A 19520-nucleotide genomic window follows, 5' to 3' on the forward strand; every position below is an offset into this window, starting at 1 on the left:
CGGACGGGCTCGACCGACCACGGGACGAACTCGACGTCGCCGTCGACCTCGTCTCCCTCCGGGGCCGCCGCCGGGGTCTCCGCCGCGACGGGCCCGGTCGGGTCGCCCCAGAAGTTACACGACGCGACCGCGGTCTGATCCGACGCGTTCCGAACGCCGAACTCCTCGTTGCCCTCGATGTCGTTCCCGGTGAACTCGTACTCGGGCGTCGAATCGCTGAAGCCGTCGGCGACGCCCGATAGCAGGATCCCGGTCCGGTTGCCGACGATCGCGTTTCCGCTGACGGCTCCGCCGCTGGAGGTGAACTCGATCCCCGGACCGTCGTTGTCCCGGATCGCGTTCCCGACGACGGTGGCGTCGCCGAGGTCCCCCGGCGCGACGAGGCCGATCAGTCGCAGGCCGAACCCGTCGTTGTCGGCGACGGTGTTGTCGACGAACGTCCCCGCGCCGGTGGCGACGCCGGCGCCGTTGTCTCGCACCGTGCTGCGCTTCAGCTCCGTGACGTGCCCCGAGTTGGTGGACACTGCCGCATCCGTGTTTCCGCTCAGCGTGGTCTCCGTTATCGATAGCCGGGTGCCCTCAGTGGTGCCGATACCAATTTTGTTTCCGCTGATGACAGAGTTGCGGACCGTGATCCGCCTCTCCGGCCCGCCGCGGACCCCGACGGCGTTGTCCGTGATGGAGACGTCCGCGAGCGTTATCTCGCCGTCCGCGAACGCGAGGGACGCGCCCGCGGCGAAGTTCGCTATCCGCAGGTCTCTGACGACGGCCCCCTCGTCGCGGCCGAGGTCGAACGCGATACCGATCCCCGAGCCGTCGCCGGAAATCGCGTGTCCGTTCCCGTCCAGCGTGACGCCGGGACCGAGAGTGAGACAGTCGCCCTCCGCGTCGAGGTCGTCGACGAGGACGTACTCGCCCGGTTCGGTCAGCGACGTGCACCGATTGATCTCCGTCGGTTCGGCGGCCGTCGTGGGGGCTCCGGAGAGCCCGATCGCCGCCCCCCCGACCACGAGACCGCCTCTCTGAAGTGCTGTTCGGCGCGATATCTTCTCGTCTGGGCCACCGTCGGTCATGACGGAGTATCGGGGGGTAGCCCGAATTGTTATTAGCTAGCTTATAAAAAAGAGAGATTATAACGATATCTCGGGGGAACGAACGGGACCGCAATCGCGGTACTGCACCGCGCCGATCTCGGGGACGCCGACGTCGGGTCCCTCTCACCGCCCGCCACGTCGCGGATGGCGCCCCGCTCGATGAACTACCCCGGGGAACCGCGACGACAGGCCCGGGGAGGGCGTCGTCTCGCGCCGGTGCCGCGGGCACCTCGTCTCGCGCCGGTCCCACGCGCATCGCGTCGGTCCCGTCGTCCGGTCGGCTCGAACTGAACCGATAGCCGAGGGGAGGACGGCGATACGGGTCGTCGCCGGCGACGGCACCTCCGACAGTTTTGTCAGAAATAATGATTTCCGAATGACTATTACGGTGGAACGGTATGTGTTTAGTGATGATTGAAGGGGTAGAGGGAAGCCAAATCAACGAATCCGCCGAAACCGGGGACGGCCAGCGGTTGACGACGACCGACGTGTTCGACGTTCTCAAGAACGACCGGCGGCGGGCGGTCATGCGGTACCTCCACGAGCACGGCGGATCCGCGGAGCTCTCCGACGTCGCCGAACACGTCGCCGCGCGCGAAAACGACACCGCCGTTCGACAGCTCACCTCGCAGGAGCGGAAGCGCGTTCGCATCGCCCTCTATCAGTGTCACCTCCCGAGGATGGACGCGCTCGGGGTGGTCGACTTCGACAACGACCGCGGGACGGTCGCGCTTCGGGACGCCGCGTCGCAGGTTCAGGTGTACCTGGAGTTGGACCCCGAGGCCGACCGGAACGCGGCCGCGTCGGAGCGGACCGCGTTCCTGCTCGCCGTGGGTATCGCGGCGGTCGTCACGGCCGGAACGCTCGGGCTCGGAGTGCTCTCGGCGGTGCCTCCGGCCGGATGGACGATGGTGAGCGTCCTCGCGCTCGTCGGGATCGCCGGTCGGCAGTGGCGGGCCTGAACGGGGGTTCCGGATCCGCGGTCTTCCCGCCGCGTTAACGGAAGCATACCGGGAGCCGGCGAGCGACGGGACCGGCTCGAGAGCGGGCGTGGACCGAAATCCAGTGTTTACGTCTTTATAACAAAGCGAGGGTCCGGCGAAACGTGGACCATGCCTGATCCCCTTTTCGAGCTCACGAGCTTCCAACGGGATCTCCTCTACGTGATCGCGGGAGCCGAGAGACCGTCGGGACAAGAGATCAAAACGGAGCTACAGACGTCGATGGATGAAATCACCCACGGCCGGCTCTATCCGAACCTCGATACGCTGGTCGAGCGGGGGTACATCGAAAAGGGCGAGAGCGACCGTCGCACGAACTTCTACGAGCTGACGGAGAAGGGGATGGAGGGCCTCCGCGACCGCCGCCAGTGGGAGGGCCGCTACGTGGAGCTGTGATCGGTCGTCGACCGACGTTACCGGCCCCGTCTCGGGGTGAAGCCGCCGCTATCGGTCGCGTAACCGGCGCCCGTACGCGTCGCGGCGGACGAGGAAGAGAGCGGTCAGTCGCCGGCGTCGACGTCGCCGAGAATCGTTCCGAGCAGCTTCCGCTCGGCGGTTCGGAGGTGGCGATTGAACGTCGGTTGGGTGATGTCCATCGCCGTCGCGACCTCCTCGCCGGTGCTCGCTCGCGGCCACTCGAAGTAGCCGCCGAGGTACGCCGTTTCGACCGCTTCCCGCTGTCTGTCGGTTAGCCCGTCGGAGAAGCCGGTCCGAGCGCCGGGACCGTCGCCCCCGGATCGGTCCCGACGGGAGCGGAGCTCGACGCGGTCGTACCGCTCCTCGAGGTGTTCGATTATCCGCCGCACGTCCACTGACCGCGGGAAGGTGGTCGTCAGTTCCACGCCGCCGGCGTCGGCGACCATCCGGCCGATACTCCCCCCGTGTGCGCTCACCCTGTCGGCCGCGGTGGCGCCGTTCACCGACGCCTCCAGGCGCCCGGTCGGTCCGCCGCCCATCTCGCGGATCGACTCCACGGCGCTCACCGACTCCGTCACGTCGGACCGGTCCCCGTCGCTGGTGAGGTACACCAGCGATCGACCGTCTCCCCGCGGGACGGTGCCCTCGACCCGGATCGGCTCCCCGAAGGCGGACGCGATCCGCGACAGGAGCGCGTCGGGGTCGTCGAGGCGCAGCTCCAGCTCCACGAGGGAGCCGGTTCGAAGCGACCGCCTGGTTTCCACGCTGCTGATGGCGTTCGCGACGTTGTCTCCGAGCTCGACGAGCAGGTCGCCGAACTCGTCGTCGAACACCGACCCCCGGTCGGCGTACACGGACAGGACGCCGTAACACAGGTCGTCGTACGAGAGCGGGACGCTGACGACCGAGCGGTATCCGCGCGCGAGCGCTCGCTCCCGCCAGCGCTCGCGCCTGAGCCCGTCCGACACGTCGGACACGCGGACGGGCTCGCCCGTCTCGACGGCTCGGACGCCCGGGAGCCCGGCGGCGTCGGCGGAGCGGTCGCCGCCGTCGGCCCCCGGAAGCGGAGCGTCCTCGCGCCGGAGCGCCTCGAGGAAGCCGTCGGACTCGCCCGCCCGCGCCATCGGGGTCGGATCGCCGCCGGATCGGTACGTCTCCCCGACCCAGACGAACTCGACGGAGTCGGCCTCGACGAGCGTGTCGCAGACGGCTGTCGCGATCTCGTCGAGGGTGTCCGCGTCGACGAGCTCGCCGTTGATCCGCCTGAGGAGGTCGTTGAGCCCGTCGAGACGCTCCAGTCGCTGTCGGTTCCGGGAGAGCTCGGTCTCGCGCTCGACGCTGTCGAGGGCCGCGACGGCGTTGGCGGCCAACAGGCCGACCGGCTCCTCGACGTTCCCCGCCGGCTCCGCGGAGCCGAAGTCGACGCAGAAGAGGCCGTGTCCGTCGAGCGTCGCGTACAGGGTGCGACCGGACGAGTCGTCGGGCTCGGTCGATCGCTCGACCACCCGCCCAGTCGGAGCGACCGCGTCCGCGTCGGTCGACGGGTCACCGCCGGAGGGGTCGTCCCCCGCGGCGTCGGCGACCCGCCGGAAGTGCGGGGAGGCGTCGCCGTCCGTCCGGACCGATCGGGCCGTGTCGATCGTCGTCTCGGCGGCGTCGGACCCGGCGGTGAACGCCTCCCAGACCGGGCTTCCCGGCCCGCACGCGTCGTGGTCGCCGCCGGACGCGGCGGCGGGGACCAGCCTCGCTTCGGTCCGGTCGAACGAGTACGTCACGACGGCGGCGTCGGGCCAGACAGAGGCGATCACGTCGACGATCGTCTCGAAGATCGATTCCCCGTCGTCGGCGCGGAGGAGCCGCCGGGCGGAGCGGCTCAGTTCGCGGAGGGCGCTCTCGTTCCGCCGGGTGTCGGTCACGTCCCTGATGACGCCGACGCGCCCGCGACGGCCGTCGTCGAACTCGACCGAGGAGAACTGCGTCTCGATCGGCAGCAGTTCTCCCGACGCCGTCCTTATCGACGACTCGATCATGCCGATGTCGGAGCCGTCGCCGCGGAGCATCGCGAGGATCTCCTCGGCCTTTTCGAGCGTCTCGCTCCCCGCGACCATCGACGCGTGCGACCCGACGAGCTCCTCGCGGTCGTACCCCGTCATCTCCGTGACCGCCTCGTTGACCGACGTGATGACGAACGCCTCGTTCAGCGTGTACACGCCGTCCTCCAGCGTCTCGAGGATGCGGTTCGACCGCCTGAGGTCGCGGCGCAGCTCGAAGTCCCGGGTGGCGTCGGAGACGAGCACGCCGACGCCGCCGCGGCCCGGGACCGCCCGGAACTGGAGCGTCGTTCCGTCGCCGGTCGTGACCTCCGTCTCGGCGACCCGGTCGTTCCGCTCGGCCGCCTCGACGGCGTCCCGAAGCTCCGGACCGAAGCTCGGGTCCGTCTCGCGCAGGTCGGTGCCGACCGACGCGTCGTCGGAGCCGAGCAGGTCGTCGACCGTCGCGTTCGCGTCGGCGATCGCGTGCGAGCCGTCCGCGTACAGGAATCCGATGTCGGCCGTCGCGAGGAACTGACCGATCGCCGCCCGGTGGTCGGCGTCTCTCAGGTCCATCGACTCACCGTCGCGAATCGGCCTCCACCCCGGCCCGGTTTGAACACGACGACACGAGCGCCCGGGTACACATAAATCTCTCGTCACTTTCACGGAACACTATATTTCTCAGTGACATCAGTTCGAAATATCGACTGAGACGAGAGCCGGACGGGAAACGACGGATGAAAATCCCGGTTACGGAGCTTATATTTTGCCAAATATTCATATGAAGTATCGTGATTGTCACGCTTTCGTACTTATTATCATAATAAAAATGTGGAACAAAAGCCTTAACTGTGTTATGGTGGTGTTTACTGACATGGCACCCGAAGCTCGCGGGAACGTGGCGAACGACGGATGGGGGAAACCGGACCCCGGAGAGTACAGCCGGCGTGTGAACGATGTTACGCTCCCCCCAACCGCGCGGGAGTTCGCGGATCGCTACGCTCGCGTCATCGGGGAGCGGGATCGGTTCCTCTGGAAGTGGATACACAACCTCTTCGATAAGTTCACGTTAACGTCGGTTCCGGGCCGAGAACGGTCGGCCGTGTACGAACACAAGACGCTGTTGACGATGTTCGTGACGGTCCTCGATGACTTGGCCGAAAGCGAGGGGGATCAGGGGACGTTCGCCGTCGGTCGCCGGATTCCGTTCGGCGTCGACGCGACCGAGCGGATAGACGGGACGCCCGACGAGATCGACTACGGCGTCCTCGAATACCTCGCGGATCTGTGGGAGACGATCGACGCGGAGGTCAGGGAGGCGCCGCGGTACGGGGAGTTCGTCGACGTCTTCGAGTACGACCTCCGGCAGACGTTCAACGCGATGGAGTACTCCGGGCTCGTGAACGACAACCCGGCGATGGCGAACCGCGCCGAGACGGAGCGTCACGACGCGTACAACATGACGATGTTCCCGTACGCCTGCGTCGACCTCATGCACTCGCCCTCGTTCGACCGGGCCGAGCTGGGCGCGCTTCGAAGCATCCTCTGTGACCTCCAGCAGATGGCGCGGATCGGGAACTGGATCACCACCTGGGAGCGCGAGCTCGGCGAGGGAGACATCAGCTCCGGCGTCGTCGTCTGCGCGCTCCGTCGCGGCGTAATCGACTACGAAGAAATCGTCGAGGCCGACGAGACCGCCATCGAGGGGCTGGTCGACCGGATCCGGTCGCACGGCATCGAATCGGAGTTCACCCGCGAGTGGGACCTCCGCGACCGGACGGTCCGGAAGCGGACCGCCGAGGTGGAGAGCGTCGACGCGGAGCAGATCGTCGACGGTATCGAGTCGGTGATGAACCACCACCTCGCGAGCGAGGGATACAAGTAACGTCGGCGGGGCAGACCGGCGCCGTCAGCCCTCAGGGGAATCGATCGGCGCCGTCAGTCCTCGGCAACGGCCTCTTCTCCCGTGTCCACCGCGGCGGCATCCGCCGACTCCGAGAGGCGTTCGGCGGCCCGGTCGCGGTCCTCCGGGTACCCCACGTCGACGCGCCACCCGTCGAGGCGGAGCGCGTCGATGGTGCGGCCGGACTGGATGAGGAGGTCGATGGCGTCCGGCAGCTCGAACTCGCCGCGGTCGGAGGGTTGGACGAGGTGACACGCGTGGAAGATCGCGTCGGTGAACGTGTAGAAGCCGGTCATCACGAGGTTACTCGGGGGATCGTCTGGCTTCTCGACGACCTCGACGACCTCACCGTACTCGTTGGTGTCGAGCACCCCGTACCGGCTCGCCTCCTCGTACGGGACCTCTTCGACGAGGAAGGCGGCGTCCGCGCGCTCCTCCCGCTGTCTGTTGACCACGTCGGCGAGGTTCCCCCGGAAGACGTTGTCGCCGAGCATCAGCATGAAGTCGTCGTCGACGTGGGGCTCCGCCTGGAGGATGGCGTGCGCGAGGCCCAGCTGCTCCCGCTGGTGGGCGTACGTGATCGGGACGCCCTCGTAGGCGTCGCCGTAGCGGTCGATGATCTGCTCTTTCTTGTAGCCGACGACGACGACGAATTCGGTCGCGCCGCAGTCGATGAGGTTGTCGAAGACGTCCTCGATGAGGGGCGTCCCGTCGACCTCCACGAGCACCTTCGGCTTGTCGTCCGTGAGCGGGCGGAGACGCGTTCCCTTGCCGGCGGCGAGCACGACTGCTTGCATACGTGTAGCGTCCGATCGACCGAGCAAGAGTATACGCCGGATAACCGGCGAACGAACGGGGCAGACGCCGGCGGTTCGGCGGACGATCGGCCGAGACGCCGACGGCCGCGGTCGGGAGCAGGCGCGGACGGCCGGAGTCGGGTGAGGCGCCGACGGAGATATCGCTCCTATCGGCTCGGCGCTCGGCGGCGCGGTAACTGGCCATTGCCGTCGATGAGCGGGCGGATATGAGACGAATAACGATGTAGGGTGTTAGATTAGTTGACAGTATGAGCGGAACAGGGAACGACGACGGGCGGACCGACGGCGGGGTGACGCGACCGAGCGCGGAGCCCCCCGACCGGGGTCCGACGCTCGAGGGAACGGTCGTGCGGTACGACGACAAGCCGGACGAGTGCACCCTCCACCCGTCGGAGCCGACCGAGCGGGAGTGCACGACCGCGTGGATCACCGCCAAAGAGGGGAGCTACGTCTCCGCTGTCGCGTGGCGGTGAGCGGTCGGGACCGAGTCCGATCGGGCGGGCGGCAGGAGGCGACTCAGCGGTCGATGTCGGGTCGCCAGTCGTTCGGCAGTCGCTCGCGGTCGCCGTCGAGGCGGGCGATGAACGGTTCGATCCGCGAGAACGCCGAGCCGGCGACGACGGTCCCAGCTTCGCGGTCCCACCGGACGACGTCGTGCTCCGCGAGCTTCGGCAGGTGGTTGTGGTTCAGCGACATCTCCACGGGCTCGGGTATCGACCCGTCGACGGTCTCCTCGACGGGGACCGGTTCGTCGCCCACGTCGTCGGCCACGCGGTCGTAAATCGTCAGCAGCACCGCTCGTCGATGCGCGTTCGAGAGGAGCGTCAGGCACGTGTCGGCGGTCAGCTCTTCGTCGGCGTTCCGGGGGCCCGTCACGCCGCTCACCTCTCCTCGTCGGCGCTGTCCGCCGGGAGAGCGTCTTCGCCGGCGCGGATACCCGTTATCGTCCGCGAAATGTGAGCTATCATACCAGACGAAACGGGAGTTTCGCCCATTAGTAACCACCACGTATCGGTTCGAAGCGGGACACCGAGCGCCGGTTGTCACTGCTTAACAATATCGTTACTCCGCTTACCTGAGAGATCATGAGCGCGCGGTTCCCCGCGGTCAGACGAAACGAGGGGTCATCGGCGCCGATACGGAGACCGAGACGGTCCGGGAGGTGGCTACCGTGACGGAGTTCACCGAGATCAGGAACGGGCGGATCGTCACGCCGTCGGGCGTCATCGAGGGCGGTCGCGTCGTCGTGGCCGGCGAGCGCATCGTCCGGATAGACCGGTCCGAGGGCGACGCGTCGGGCGGCGGGACGAGCGTCGACGCCGCCGGTCGGGTCGTCATGCCGGGGCTGATCGACCTCCACGGAGACGACATCGAGGGGCAGTTCGCGCCGCGGTCCGGCGCCGAGACGGACCCGACGGCCGCGCTCGCCACGACCGACCGCATGAACGTTCTCCACGGGGTGACGACGAAGTTCCACGCCCTCGCGTTCGAGGAGGCGCCCGACGACGGGCGGAGCCTCGAGAACGCGGCCCGCCTCGCCCGGACCGTCGACCGCGGGGCGGACACGCTCGGGGACAACCGCGTGCACGCGCGCTGCGAGCTCGCCGACGCGAGCGCCGCCGCGGTCGAGGAGCTGATCGCGGAGGTCGACGTCGACCTCGTGTCGGTGATGCACCACGCCCCCGGGGACGGCCAGTACGACGCCGAGTCGTTCGAGCGGCACTACGTCGAGGACCGGAACTGGCCGGTCGACGCCGCCGCGGCCGCCGCGGAGGAGCGAAGCGGGATGGATGCCGCGAGCCGGGACCGTCGGATCGCTCGGATCGTCGAGCTCGCTCGGCGCGTCGGCGCCCCGCTCGCGTCCCACGACGACGAGTGCCGGGCGGACGTCGAGACGATGGCGGACCACGGGACGGCGATCAGCGAGTACCCGCTCACGATCGACGCGGCCCGTCGCGCGAAGGACCTCGGCCTGGCGACCGTGATGGGCGCGCCGAACCTCGTGCGCGGCGGGAGCCTCTGGGACAACCTGAGCGCCCGCGACGCGATCGAAGCGGGAGTCCTCGACGCCCTCTGTTCCGACTACCACCCGGCGTCGCTGCTCGCGGCGCCGTTCGTCGAGACCGGCGAGCCGCTGTCCGCTCGGGTCAACCGGGTCACGCGGAACCCGGCCGACGTCGCCGGGCTGCCGGACAGGGGACGGATCGAGGTCGGCGCCCGCGCGGACCTCATCGTCGTCGACCCGTCGCCGACCCCGACCGTCGAGCGCGCGATGGTCGCGGGGTCGGAGGCGATTCGAACCGGCGAGGCGACGGCGACCGAAACCCCGCCTCGGCCGGTCGGGCGCTGACCGGTCCGCCCGGCCCGACCGCGAGCGAGCGCGGGCCGGTCGACGGTCACACGTGTCGGATTAACAAGGTATGAACGCGCGTCCGCGTTCGGTCGGTGCCGCTATCCTGCGTATAGTAAAATGACCGCCTTCCCCTCCGAGAGGTATGACAGAACCCGAGACGGCGACCGACGTCAACCGCCGGTGCGGCCGGTGCGGGTCGGCCGTGAGTCGGAGATTCGTGCGCGTGTTCGGGATCGGCGACAGCGTCCACGGCTGTCTCGACTGCCTCCCGCGGAAGCGGCTCTCGAACGGCGAAGCCGCGCGACGAGAGGACGCGGACCGCGAACGCTCGTTCCGAGCGCCGTAGGCGGCCCCCGGGCGCGTGTCTCGGGGAGTCGTCGTCTCGGAGCGTCGCCGAGTCACCGGTCGCGACGGACGATCTCGCCGGGTTCCGTGTGCGCGTCCGCCGAGAGCGTCACCCCGGCGTTGATACCCGTCTGAATGCCGGTCTTCACGCGGGGGCCGAGCACCGCGCCGAACTTCCTGCGCCCGGTCGAGACGCGCTCTCCCTTCACCGTCGCGTCGACCGGCTCCCCGTCGTGTCGCAGGTTCGCGACGTTCGTCCCGGCGCCGAGGTTCACCGACGGCCCGAGGACGCTGTCGCCGACGTACGAGAGGTGGCCGACCGTCGCGTCCGCCATCAGGACGCTGTTTTTGATCTCCACCGCGTGGCCGACGTGCGCCCCTTCGCCGACGAGCGTCGCGCCGCGGACGTACGCGTTCGGTCCGACGGAGCAGCCGGACCGGAGCAGGGCCGGTCCCTCGACGACGACCCCGGGACCGACCGTCGCGCCCGCCTCGACGACCACGTCGCCCCGTATCGTGGCGTTCGCGTGGACGTCGCCCCGTACCGTCGCGTCCGAACCGGCGGTGTCACCGTCTTCCCGCCCCGCCGACCCGCCGTCGTCACGTCGCTCCGACCCGTCGTCGTCCCGCCCCGCCGACCCACCGTCGTCACGCCCATCCGACCCGCCGCCGGGGAGTCGCCGCTCGTTGGCCTCCAGCAGCTCCCACGGTCGACCGACGTCCATCCACTCCGCTAACACCGCGTAGCCGAGCTCCTCGCGGGCCATCACCCGAGCCAGCACGTCGGTGAGCTCGCGTTCACCCCGTTCGCTCTCCGGCACGTCGAGCATGTCGACCGTCTCGGCCGGGAACGAGTACGCGCCCGCGTTGACGAGGTCCGTCGCCGGGTCGCTCGGCTTCTCCCGGACCGCCGTCACCGCGTCGCCGTCGACGGTCAACACGCCGTACTGGGTGGGGTCGTCGACGCGGAACGCGCCGATCCGCGGCGGCGACTCGAACAGCCGGCGCAGGTCCGCGCCGCGGTACAGCGAGTCCCCGTTCAGCACGGCGAACTCGTCGTCCAGGTGGTCGGCGGCCGCCGCCAGCGCGTCCGCGGTGCCGCGCTGCGACTCCTGAACCGCGTACCGGACCGGGACCCCTCGATGGCTCTCACCGAAGTGCCGTCGGATCCGGTCGGCGCCGTAGCCGACGGTCACCACGAGCTCGTCGGCGCCGGCCTCGACGGCGGCGTCGGCGACGTGTTCGACGAGCGGCGCGTCGGCCACCGGCAGCATCGGCTTCGGCGTCGACTCCGTCAGCGGACCCATCCGCGTCCCCCGTCCCGCGGCGAGGATGACTGCGTGCATGGGTCGTCGATACCGCGGACGGAGAGTTTAGTATGCGGCTGCTACCTCGAGGCGATCGCCGCGTGGAGCGTCGGTACGGCCCTCGTCCCGCGAGAAACCGCCGGCCGGAGGTCTCCGCTCGTCGACGGGCGTGCGCCGACAGAGCCGGTATTATAAAGAAACCGGGGCGGGGGCCGTACCGCAACTGACGCGGGTGTCCGGGGTCATGGGACAGTCGACTTCAGCCGCGGTACGTACGGTACGTGTTCAGTGCGGATATTTACTATACATGCCATATTCGGAGTACGCTCTAATTACCGAAGACGACCGTGACATACAACTGGAGTGCGCCGGCTTTTAGAACGATCCAAACGCCACCCGTGTCCGGTCGCGACATCGGACTCGCGCCTCGGCTCCGACGGCGGACTCGGAGACGAGCGGCACCGCCGGTAGCTGATCGGTCCCGCGGATTCGCCGCGCTCAGGGCCATCGACGCGGAATCGATACTGTTTATAGACACGACGGCATCCTGTAACTAAGGGCCCAATGCACACGATGTCCCACGCCAATAACGACCGTGCGTCCGCCGGAAATGACACGACGATCGTCGAGCGTGTCGCGACCGCGGCCGACACGTCGACGACGGTGACGATCGTCCGGGCGGTAGCCGAGGCTGAGTCGGTTACTCCGGGTGAGCTACCGGTACTGGCCGACGTAATCGACCCCGAATCGCTCGAAGGTCTCTTCGACTCGGACCCCGCCGTCGGACGGTCCGGCGTACGGCTCTCCTTCGAATACTGCGGCTACGTAGTGGAAGTCACCGACGAACTCGTCACGCTCCGGAAGTAGCGTTCGGGAAGACGCTTCCGAGGCCGAGAGAGGCTTCGCCTCGGAAGCCGGTGCCGGCGTCCGCGACGCGCCTCGGTTCGGTGTCACCGCGCCCTTGTCTTTACGTTCCGGCGAGCCAGGACGCCCTGATCGGCAGTACCGACCGCCGGTTCCGAGACGGAGCGAACCGTTCCCGTTCGGACCGCGTTCGGCCGGGATTCCCGGCGGCACGCGTCCGATCGGAACGGGCGTCGTCGGTAGGTTGCCCATTACTTACCACGTTTCGCGTGAACGGCCGGCAGTGAGTCACACTGCCACGGCCGCCGTCGAGACGTCCGACGGGCCTCGACCGGCCATCCAGCTCCACACGGTCAGATCGATCGATGCGCCGCTGCCCGAACTGATCCGATACGTGGCGGACGCCGGCTACCAGGGCGTGAGTTCGCGGGAGCGTTCCTCGATGCGGACCCCCGGGCCGTCGAGCGCGCTCTCACCGAGACCGGCGTGGTCCCGGTCGCCGCCCACGTGGACCTGTCCCGCCTCGATGACGACCTCGAACCGATCGTGGACCGGTGTCGGATCGTCGGCTGTGACCGCGTGATCGTTCCGCATCTGGGGTCGCACCTGTTTCGGACGACGGCCACCGTCGACGCCCTCGCGTCGAGGCTCGACGGCCTCGCCGAGCGGCTCGACTCTCACGGCATCGAGCTCGGCTACCACACCTCGCGGGAGCCGTTCCTCCCGCCGCTGGACCGGTTCGGGCTCGGAACGGTCTCGTCGATACCCCTCCCCGCGTTCGTCTGGAAGTCCGTCGCCGACGCCGCCGATCGGTGGCTCTTGAGGGGGAATCGGCAGCTCGATCGGACCGCGTTCAGCCAGCTCGCCTATCAGACCGATACGATGACGTTCGAGATCGACGTCGGCTGGGTCGCCGCGGGGGGGGGGTACGACCCCGTCGAAGCGATCGAGAGCCTTGGCGATCGGCTGTCGCTGGTGCACCTCGCTGACGTTCGACAGACTCGTGTATTTCCGACCGCGTTCCGGTCGGTCCCGCCGGGAGAGGGACTCATCGATCCCGACGAGATATTGGCCGCGGTCGACCGTTCGAACGCCGACTGGGTTATCTTCGAAGACGAAGACCCCGAAGACCCCGAGGCGGCGATCTGGAAGGGGATCGCGACGCTGTGCGGTCGGCCGGTTTGAACGCGGCGACGCCGCCCTCCGCGGGCTTTCTCACCGGTGAACCGCCGTCCGCCCGCCGATCCGTACCCATCTGATGAGGAGCCGGGGACCGGGGAAGCCGTCGTGCGTCCACAGGACCAGCCCGAAAATCAGCGATCCGATCTGGAGGGCTATGACCGGCGTCAGCTCGAGCGTCGCGAGCACGCTAACGTACTCGCTGAGTAGGGTGTACACCCCGTCGAAGAAAGAGACCGTCATCCGATCGGCCGGTCGGGGGCTCCCCGCGAACGGCCACAGCGCCGGCGTGAGATCGAACGCGCCGTGTGCGAGCGACACGGGAAGCACGTCGCCGGCGATATGGAACAGGTGACCGACGCCGTACGCGGCGCCGACGGAACCATGACCGCGGCGGTCCGCGATCAGGTAGATAGCCGCCGCCAGGGGAACCGCGACGAACGCGGAGTGCGCCAGCGCGTACCCGCTCTCGAAGACCCCGAACTGCCACGCCAGCGGCTTGTCGATGAGGTCGGGGATCACGGACCCGACCGCGAGCGCGACCGTCGGCGCGTCGAGCGGTCCCCTCTGCCAGCGCAGGTGGACGTAGATCGAGTAGAAGACGTACGCGAAGAGCACGTGTTCCCAAGGCCACATGCTCAGCGTCCGTTCTCCGTCGGGAGTAGCGGTCGGATCCGTCGTCGAACGGACGCCGAGCTCGCGATCGATACCGGGATAATTCGGCGAGTCCGCCGAGCTGGCCCGCGTCGTACATCGCTTCGAGCGGGTTGTTGTCGATCTCCAAGGGGAGGTGTGTCCGCCCGCGCCGGCGCGCTGACTCCCAGCTCGCGAACATCAGTTCGGTCCCGCGGAGGACCCGCCGGCCCGAGATGATCGGCTCCTCGCCGGCGTCGAGGCTGGCGACGAGGTGTTCGATCGCGCGCTCGTAGTGCGTCTGGGGGGCCGGCGGCCAGAGTCGGGGCCCGGGAGGTATCCGGTCGCTTTCCGCAGCGCCGCGCGCGGGAGACTCGGGCTCGGCCCGTAGACGGTTTCGTCCGTGTCGATCGCCGTCCATCCGCCGTCGGTCCGAACCCGGAGGGTCTTCCCGTCTTCGCTTTGGATCTCGATGACGCCGTCCTCGCCGACGATCTGAAGGTAAGGCCCGACGACGGTGTCCCCGCCCTCGGCGGTCGAGGCAAATCCGATCGTCCCGTCCGCGTATCGCCAGTGGGCGATGGCGCGCGTCTCATTGAGCGTTCCGAACCACCGGTTCTCGTGTGAGCAATCGACCGCGGCGAGGACATTCCGCACGGGCGCCGTCGACGAAGTGGTCGCAGAGATCGAAGAGATGCGCTCCCGCGTCGAAGAGGTTCACCTCCGACCATTCGAGTCGTTTCAGCTCTCCCGATCCGTCCCGAGTCGAGCATCGACTTCGCTCTGCGGACGGGCTCGGAGAGCCGTCGCTGGTGGTCGATCGTGAGCTGAACCCCCTCGCGTTCACACACCGACGCCATGCGCTTGCAGTCGCCCCACGTCGTCGCCATCGGTTTCTCGCAGTGGACCGCCTGCATCGACGGCGCCTCCGCGCTGTCGACGACCAAGTCGGCGTGGATCGCGGGCGGAACGCAGACGCTGACGATGTCGGGCTCCGCCTCCTCGAGCATCGCCTCGTGGTCCTCGTACACGCCGTCGATGTCGTTGTGAACGGCGAACGCCTCGGCGTTCTCCCGAACGATGTCGGCACAAGCGACGATCGTGCAGTCGTCGAGTCGCTGGTAGCCCGAGGCGTGACGGTACGCCATCGCGAATCCCTCCCGATCGCGCGTCTCCGGATCCGCCCCGGTTCCGATTACTGCAACTTGGTGGCTCACTGTCGAGAGTACCGATTGATCGCTCAAGAGTATACGTCTGCTAACTGGCGGAGAAGGGCGTATGAAGCGCGTCTCCGTCCATGCGGCTGGCGGTCCCCCGGCGACGAGACCGGCAGCGGCGTCCGCAAAGGAACGCGGCTTCGACCGTGAAACGAACGCGAGCGCCAGTGAGGGAGTGCATAACAAAAGCTCTGTCAGACTCCTCTCACGGCATGTTCCACTGGCGAGTCCGCGGGCGGATCCGGACCGGGAAACGCGACACGGAGGGACAAGTATGAGACGCGGTAGATCCCGAACGGACCGATGTCGATGTTCTCACTGCGATCGAACTGAGCCCGGTCCGGACGGCGGAAGGGGGAAGTGATGGCGTTCGCGGCCCTCGGAGATCTCCTGCTACCGGTCGGCGCGCGGTTCGACGCCTCGGACGACGAGCCGCCGATCGACGACAGCCGCGATTTCGGTTCCGAGACGGACGCTTCCGACCGGACCGGTACCGGAGACCGGGAGGTCGGTGCGGTCGGGAACGGCGCGATCGCAGTCGACCGCACGGAGGCGGTTCGCCGATGACTGAAGTCGCGTTCGTCCTCGGAACCAGGCCCGAGATCATCAAGCTCTCACCGGTGATTCGCAGCTGCGACCGGCACGGCGTGGACCACGCTGTGATTCACACGGGACAGCACTACTCGGAGCGGCTCGACAGCGTGTTTTTCGACCGTCTCGGCTTGGCGGAGCCCGAGGTCAACCTCGGTGTCGGTTCGGGTCCGCACGGCGAGCAGACCGGAGAGATGCTGCGCGGCGTCGAGCGAGTCATCACGGACGTCGACCCCGACATCGTCGTCGTACAGGGCGATACGAACAGCGCGCTCGCGGGCGCCCTCGCCGCCAGCAAAATGGATCCCGAAATCGCCCACGTCGAGGCCGGACTCAGGAGCTTCGACCGATCGATGCCGGAGGAGACGAACCGAGTGATAGTCGACCACGTCGCCGATCACCTGTTCGCACCGACGGAGAAGAGCGAGAAGTACCTCGTTCGCGAGGGCGTCCCGGAACACCGGATCTCCGTGACCGGAAACACGGTCGTCGACGCCCTCGAACGGATCCGCGACGTCGCGCGACGGGAGGCCACGGTGCTCGACGACCTCGGGCTCGCGACGGGGGGGTACCTCCTCATGACCGCACACAGACAGGAGAACGTCGACGACCCCGACCGGTTCCGGTCGCTCCTCGACGGCGCCGCCGGCGCCGGGCGAGACCACGGACTGGAGGTCGTGTACCCGATCCATCCCCGGGCTCGCGGCAAGATAGAGGAGTTCGGGCTCGACGTTCCGGCCCCCGTTCGGACGGTCGACCCGCAGGATTACCTGGACTTCGTCCGACTGCTCTCCGCGTCGGCGGCCGTGCTCACCGACTCGGGGGGCGTCCAGGAAGAGGCGTGCGTCCTCGGGGTTCCGTGCGTGACGATGCGGGACAACACGGAGCGGCCGGAGACGATAGACGCCGGAGCGAACCGACTCAGTTCGTGCGACCCGGACCGCATCCGGCGCGCGGTGACCGAGGCGCTCGACACGGACGGCGCGTGGGAGAACCCGTACGGCGACGGCGAGGCTGCGGCGCGGATACTCCGCGCCCTTCCGGTGAGCGCGGAGATCGACGAGGTGGTTCGGTGAGCCGGGTCTGCGTTCACGGCTTGGGATACATCGGGCTGCCGACGGCCGCGGTGCTCGCGAACAGCGGCCACGAGGTGGCCGGCTACGACACCGATCGGGCGGTGCGTGACAGCGTCCGGAACGCGGACGTACAGATCGACGAACCGGGCCTCGACGAGCTCCTCAGACAGGCGGTCGAGTCGGGGCGATTGACCGCCGCGGACGAGATCGCGGAAGCCCGGTACCACCTCATCTGCGTCCCGACGCCGTTCGACGAGGAGACGCGCCGACCGGGACTCGAATACGTCGACGCGGCCACGGAGGCGGTCGCTGAGGTGCTCCGCGAGGGCGACACCGTGATCCTGGAGTCGACGGTTCCGCCGGGGACGACCGAGGAGCGAGTGCGGCCCGTCCTCGAGGAGTCGGGACTCGAGGCCGGGACCGATTTCGGACTCGCGCACTGTCCCGAGACGGTTCTCCCGGGGAACATCCTCGCGGAGCTCCGCGAGAACGACCGTATCGTCGGCGGTATCGGTCCGGAGTCGACCGAGCCCGCCGTCGAGCTGTACGACTCCTTCGTCGACGGGGCGATTCGGACGGCTGAGGACCCGACGACGGCGGAGTTCGTCAAGCTCATACAGAACACGTTCCGGGACGTGAACATCGCCTTCGCGAACGAGACGGCACGTATCGCGCACGACTACGACGTCGACACCCGAGAAGCGATCGACCTCGCGAACGGACATCCGCGGGTCGATCTGCTCAGTCCCGGCCCCGGCGTCGGTGGACACTGTCTCCCCATCGACCCGTGGTTCCTGGGAGTGGGATCAGACTCGCTGGATCTGGTCCCGACCGCAAGGAGAGTCAACGACGGTATGAGCACCTTCGTCATCGAGCTTCTCCGAGAGCTCCTCGGCGACCTCGACGGGGCGAAGATCGCCGTGCTCGGGGCCGCGTACAAGGGGAACGTCGACGACACGCGAAAGAGCCCCGGACTGGCGCTCGCGAGGGAGTTACGCGAAGGGCCGAAGACCCCGCTAGCCGCGGCCGACGGCGAGCGCCCGGACGGCCCGCGCGTCGTCGTTCACGACCCGCACGTCGAGGACCCGTCGATCGAGCTGACGGACTTCGACACCGCCGTCTCGGGAGCGGACGCGCTCGTGATCACGGCCGACCACGACGAGTTCGAGACCCTCGATCCGCGTGCGCTCCGCGAGCGGATGTTGACGCCGAACGTGGTCGATACGAAACAGATACTGCGATTACGGCGGTGGCGCGACGCCGGGTTCTCCGCCCGTCGCATCTGAGCCACCGTCCGGTCCCGGTCGCGAGTTCGTGTGGGCGCGTCTGCCGTACGGTCGATCCCGGTCGCGAGCCAGTCTCGTGCGCTCGCCCGTGCGGTCTGATCGCGGTGACGGTGCGTCCGTCCCCTCCGGGGGACCGAGACCCTCACCGAGTCGGAACGGTGTGCCTGACCGACGAGGTGTGCCATCGACTCCGTCTCGATCGCGTCGCGGAGCCGCTCGTCGATCCGTTCCGGTCGCCTATCCCATCCGTCCACGGCGGTCGTGCCGGCGTGCCACGGCGGTCGTCGGCCGTGTCCGGTGCCATGTGCCCAAATAGACGAAACGGTTGAAGGGGTATTGCGCTTCTGTCGACGTGTGTGGCATGTCAATCGAGTCGGTACTACTCACGTAGTACCACGCCGAGTAGTACCACACTGGCTCCGCCTCGCGGCGATCAGTCGTCGACGTTCGTCGACGCCAGATACGGTGAACAGACCTGCCGAACCCCCAACTCGAAGCCGATCTGGGGTTCCCACCCCGTAGCCTCGCGGATCTTCGAACAGTCCGCGCAGGTGTGGCTCACGTACACGTCCTCCGGGAATCGGGTTCTCGACGTAAACCGGCTCGACGTCCGTCCCCAACACGTCGTTGATCCGGTCGACGACCGTGTTGAACGAGTACGCCTCCCCGATCCCGAGGTTGTACACGCCGTCGAGTCCGTGCGTGCCGGCGTCGATCAGTCCGCGGACGATATCGTCGACGTGAGTGAAATCGCGCGTTTGCGTTCCGTGCCCGTACAGCTCCGACAACCGACCGTGGGCGACGTCGTCGGCGAACTGGGCGATCATGTTGGCGTACTCCCCTTTGTGCCCCTCGGCACCGCGGTACCCCTGATACACGGAGAAGAAGCGCATCCCGGCCATCGACATCCCGTAGTGGTTCGAGAAGTACTCGCCGTACCGCTCTCTGGACAGTTTCGAGGCCTCGTACGCGGTATTAACGGTGACCGGCATCTCCTCGGGACACGGCTCCGTCTGGCTCCCGTAGATGACGACGTCGACGCGTAGACCACCGTGTCACAGCCGCTCTGACGCGCCTGTTCGGCGACGTTCACGAAGCCGTCGACGTTGACCGCCGCCCCGCGACTGGGTCGTCCTCGTGCATCGCGTACGAGGAGCGGGCGGCGAGGTGGAACACGACGTCGACGTCGGTCGGCAGGTAGTCGTCGAGCACGGCGTGTTCCTCGTATCGGACGTCGCTGTCGAGATTCGCCGGCGTGCCGAGGTAGCCGTTGTCGAGGGCGATGACTTCGTTTTCCGTCGCCAGAGCGTTCGCCAGGTTCGATCGGATGAACCCGGCACCACCGGTGACAAGCACGCGCTCGTTCTGCATGGCGAGTCGTACCCCCCCCCCCCCGCGTTCAG

The 19520-nt window shown here is 68.1% G+C and carries 18 protein-coding genes and 1 pseudogene; 11 read left to right on the forward strand and 8 right to left on the reverse strand.

The window, feature by feature from the left end:
* Nucleotides 1-1010 (reverse strand): right-handed parallel beta-helix repeat-containing protein (locus tag DJ75_RS11705; protein ID WP_176451451.1); only part of this gene is annotated, 1010 nt, incomplete at its 3' end.
* Nucleotides 1011-1504: 494 nt separating this feature from the next.
* On the opposite strand from DJ75_RS11705, the gene DJ75_RS11710 reads away from it, so the two are divergent.
* Nucleotides 1505-2056 carry a hypothetical protein gene (locus tag DJ75_RS11710; protein WP_094524643.1) on the forward strand — a complete coding sequence of 184 codons (552 nt, stop codon included), beginning with the start codon at nt 1505-1507 and terminating at the stop codon, nt 2054-2056.
* A gap of 150 nt (nt 2057-2206) precedes the next feature.
* Nucleotides 2207-2491, forward strand: coding sequence for a PadR family transcriptional regulator (locus DJ75_RS11715; protein WP_094524644.1), 285 nt, complete (start codon nt 2207-2209; stop codon nt 2489-2491).
* Nucleotides 2492-2595: 104 nt separating this feature from the next.
* Here the strand turns inward: DJ75_RS11715 and DJ75_RS11720 are convergent, their stop codons facing one another.
* Complete coding sequence (locus DJ75_RS11720) at nt 2596-5118, reverse strand: bacterio-opsin activator domain-containing protein (protein ID WP_094524645.1); 2523 nt, start codon at nt 5116-5118, stop codon at nt 2596-2598.
* Nucleotides 5119-5419: 301 nt separating this feature from the next.
* On the opposite strand from DJ75_RS11720, the gene DJ75_RS11725 reads away from it, so the two are divergent.
* Nucleotides 5420-6430, forward strand: coding sequence for a hypothetical protein (locus DJ75_RS11725; RefSeq protein ID WP_094524646.1), 1011 nt, complete (start codon nt 5420-5422; stop codon nt 6428-6430).
* 53 nt (nt 6431-6483) lie between these two features.
* Here DJ75_RS11725 and aglF read toward each other — a convergent pair whose 3' ends face one another.
* Complete coding sequence (gene aglF, locus DJ75_RS11730) at nt 6484-7245, reverse strand: UTP--glucose-1-phosphate uridylyltransferase AglF (protein WP_094524647.1); 762 nt, start codon at nt 7243-7245, stop codon at nt 6484-6486.
* 269 nt (nt 7246-7514) lie between these two features.
* On the opposite strand from aglF, the gene DJ75_RS11735 reads away from it, so the two are divergent.
* Nucleotides 7515-7739 (forward strand): hypothetical protein, encoded by a 225-nt coding sequence (locus DJ75_RS11735; protein WP_241881429.1) that lies wholly within the window; start codon nt 7515-7517, stop codon nt 7737-7739.
* Between the two features lie 43 nt (nt 7740-7782).
* Here DJ75_RS11735 and DJ75_RS11740 read toward each other — a convergent pair whose 3' ends face one another.
* Complete coding sequence (locus DJ75_RS11740) at nt 7783-8151, reverse strand: hypothetical protein (protein WP_094524648.1); 369 nt, start codon at nt 8149-8151, stop codon at nt 7783-7785.
* Nucleotides 8152-8437: 286 nt separating this feature from the next.
* Between DJ75_RS11740 and DJ75_RS11745 the strand changes: the two genes are divergently transcribed.
* The gene (locus DJ75_RS11745) at nt 8438-9616 is read left to right on the forward strand and encodes an alpha-D-ribose 1-methylphosphonate 5-triphosphate diphosphatase (RefSeq protein ID WP_094524656.1); all 1179 of its coding nucleotides are present in this window, start codon (nt 8438-8440) and stop codon (nt 9614-9616) included.
* Between the two features lie 145 nt (nt 9617-9761).
* Nucleotides 9762-9965 (forward strand): hypothetical protein, encoded by a 204-nt coding sequence (locus DJ75_RS11750; protein ID WP_094524649.1) that lies wholly within the window; start codon nt 9762-9764, stop codon nt 9963-9965.
* A 52-nt stretch (nt 9966-10017) separates the two neighbouring features.
* On the opposite strand, the gene DJ75_RS11755 is transcribed toward DJ75_RS11750, so the two are convergent.
* Complete coding sequence (locus tag DJ75_RS11755) at nt 10018-11310, reverse strand: sugar phosphate nucleotidyltransferase (protein ID WP_094524650.1); 1293 nt, start codon at nt 11308-11310, stop codon at nt 10018-10020.
* 525 nt (nt 11311-11835) lie between these two features.
* Here DJ75_RS11755 and DJ75_RS11760 point away from each other — a divergent pair.
* Both DJ75_RS11760 and DJ75_RS11765 read left to right on the forward strand, forming a co-directional pair.
* Complete coding sequence (locus DJ75_RS11760) at nt 11836-12138, forward strand: HalOD1 output domain-containing protein (protein WP_254921974.1); 303 nt, start codon at nt 11836-11838, stop codon at nt 12136-12138.
* Between the two features lie 504 nt (nt 12139-12642).
* Complete coding sequence (locus DJ75_RS11765) at nt 12643-13320, forward strand: sugar phosphate isomerase/epimerase (protein ID WP_254921975.1); 678 nt, start codon at nt 12643-12645, stop codon at nt 13318-13320.
* A 30-nt stretch (nt 13321-13350) separates the two neighbouring features.
* Here the strand turns inward: DJ75_RS11765 and DJ75_RS11770 are convergent, their stop codons facing one another.
* Both DJ75_RS11770 and DJ75_RS11775 read right to left on the reverse strand, forming a co-directional pair.
* Nucleotides 13351-13950, reverse strand: coding sequence for a metal-dependent hydrolase (locus tag DJ75_RS11770; RefSeq protein WP_094524651.1), 600 nt, complete (start codon nt 13948-13950; stop codon nt 13351-13353).
* Nucleotides 13951-13952: 2 nt separating this feature from the next.
* Complete coding sequence (locus tag DJ75_RS11775; RefSeq protein WP_254921976.1) at nt 13953-15095, reverse strand: Gfo/Idh/MocA family protein; 1143 nt, start codon at nt 15093-15095, stop codon at nt 13953-13955.
* Between the two features lie 432 nt (nt 15096-15527).
* Here DJ75_RS11775 and DJ75_RS11780 point away from each other — a divergent pair, with 432 nt between their 5' ends.
* The 3 genes from DJ75_RS11780 to DJ75_RS11790 are packed head-to-tail and all read left to right on the forward strand — an operon-like array spanning nt 15528 to nt 18117.
* Nucleotides 15528-15731 (forward strand): hypothetical protein, encoded by a 204-nt coding sequence (locus DJ75_RS11780; RefSeq protein WP_094527236.1) that lies wholly within the window; start codon nt 15528-15530, stop codon nt 15729-15731.
* Nucleotides 15728-16831 (forward strand): non-hydrolyzing UDP-N-acetylglucosamine 2-epimerase, encoded by a 1104-nt coding sequence (gene wecB / locus DJ75_RS11785; protein WP_094524653.1) that lies wholly within the window; start codon nt 15728-15730, stop codon nt 16829-16831. The genes DJ75_RS11780 and wecB overlap by 4 nt, the downstream gene beginning before the upstream one ends.
* Complete coding sequence (locus DJ75_RS11790; RefSeq protein ID WP_094524654.1) at nt 16828-18117, forward strand: nucleotide sugar dehydrogenase; 1290 nt, start codon at nt 16828-16830, stop codon at nt 18115-18117. The genes wecB and DJ75_RS11790 overlap by 4 nt, the downstream gene beginning before the upstream one ends.
* A 433-nt stretch (nt 18118-18550) precedes the next feature.
* On the opposite strand, the pseudogene DJ75_RS11795 reads toward DJ75_RS11790, so the two are convergent.
* Nucleotides 18551-19488, reverse strand: a pseudogene (locus tag DJ75_RS11795) (NAD-dependent epimerase/dehydratase family protein).
* Nucleotides 19489-19520 lie beyond the last annotated feature (32 nt).

The sequence above is a fragment of the Halorubrum sp. Eb13 genome (assembly GCF_002252895.1).
In the GTDB taxonomy this organism is placed as follows: Archaea; Halobacteriota; Halobacteria; order Halobacteriales; family Haloferacaceae; genus Halorubrum.

Excerpts from the sequence above, each read along its gene's own strand:
- DJ75_RS11710 (WP_094524643.1), top strand. The coding sequence starts at position 1,505 with ATGATTGAAGGGGTAGAGGGAAGCCAAATCAACGAATCCGCCGAAACC.
- DJ75_RS11715 (WP_094524644.1), top strand. The coding sequence starts at position 2,207 with ATGCCTGATCCCCTTTTCGAGCTCACGAGCTTCCAACGGGATCTCCTC.
- DJ75_RS11720 (WP_094524645.1), bottom strand. The coding sequence starts at position 5,118 with ATGGACCTGAGAGACGCCGACCACCGGGCGGCGATCGGTCAGTTCCTC.
- DJ75_RS11725 (WP_094524646.1), top strand. The coding sequence starts at position 5,420 with ATGGCACCCGAAGCTCGCGGGAACGTGGCGAACGACGGATGGGGGAAA.
- aglF (WP_094524647.1), bottom strand. The coding sequence starts at position 7,245 with ATGCAAGCAGTCGTGCTCGCCGCCGGCAAGGGAACGCGTCTCCGCCCG.
- DJ75_RS11735 (WP_241881429.1), top strand. The coding sequence starts at position 7,515 with ATGAGCGGAACAGGGAACGACGACGGGCGGACCGACGGCGGGGTGACG.
- DJ75_RS11750 (WP_094524649.1), top strand. The coding sequence starts at position 9,762 with ATGACAGAACCCGAGACGGCGACCGACGTCAACCGCCGGTGCGGCCGG.
- DJ75_RS11755 (WP_094524650.1), bottom strand. The coding sequence starts at position 11,310 with ATGCACGCAGTCATCCTCGCCGCGGGACGGGGGACGCGGATGGGTCCG.
- DJ75_RS11760 (WP_254921974.1), top strand. The coding sequence starts at position 11,836 with ATGCACACGATGTCCCACGCCAATAACGACCGTGCGTCCGCCGGAAAT.
- DJ75_RS11770 (WP_094524651.1), bottom strand. The coding sequence starts at position 13,950 with ATGTGGCCTTGGGAACACGTGCTCTTCGCGTACGTCTTCTACTCGATC.
- DJ75_RS11775 (WP_254921976.1), bottom strand. The coding sequence starts at position 15,095 with ATGGCGTACCGTCACGCCTCGGGCTACCAGCGACTCGACGACTGCACG.
- DJ75_RS11780 (WP_094527236.1), top strand. The coding sequence starts at position 15,528 with ATGGCGTTCGCGGCCCTCGGAGATCTCCTGCTACCGGTCGGCGCGCGG.
- wecB (WP_094524653.1), top strand. The coding sequence starts at position 15,728 with ATGACTGAAGTCGCGTTCGTCCTCGGAACCAGGCCCGAGATCATCAAG.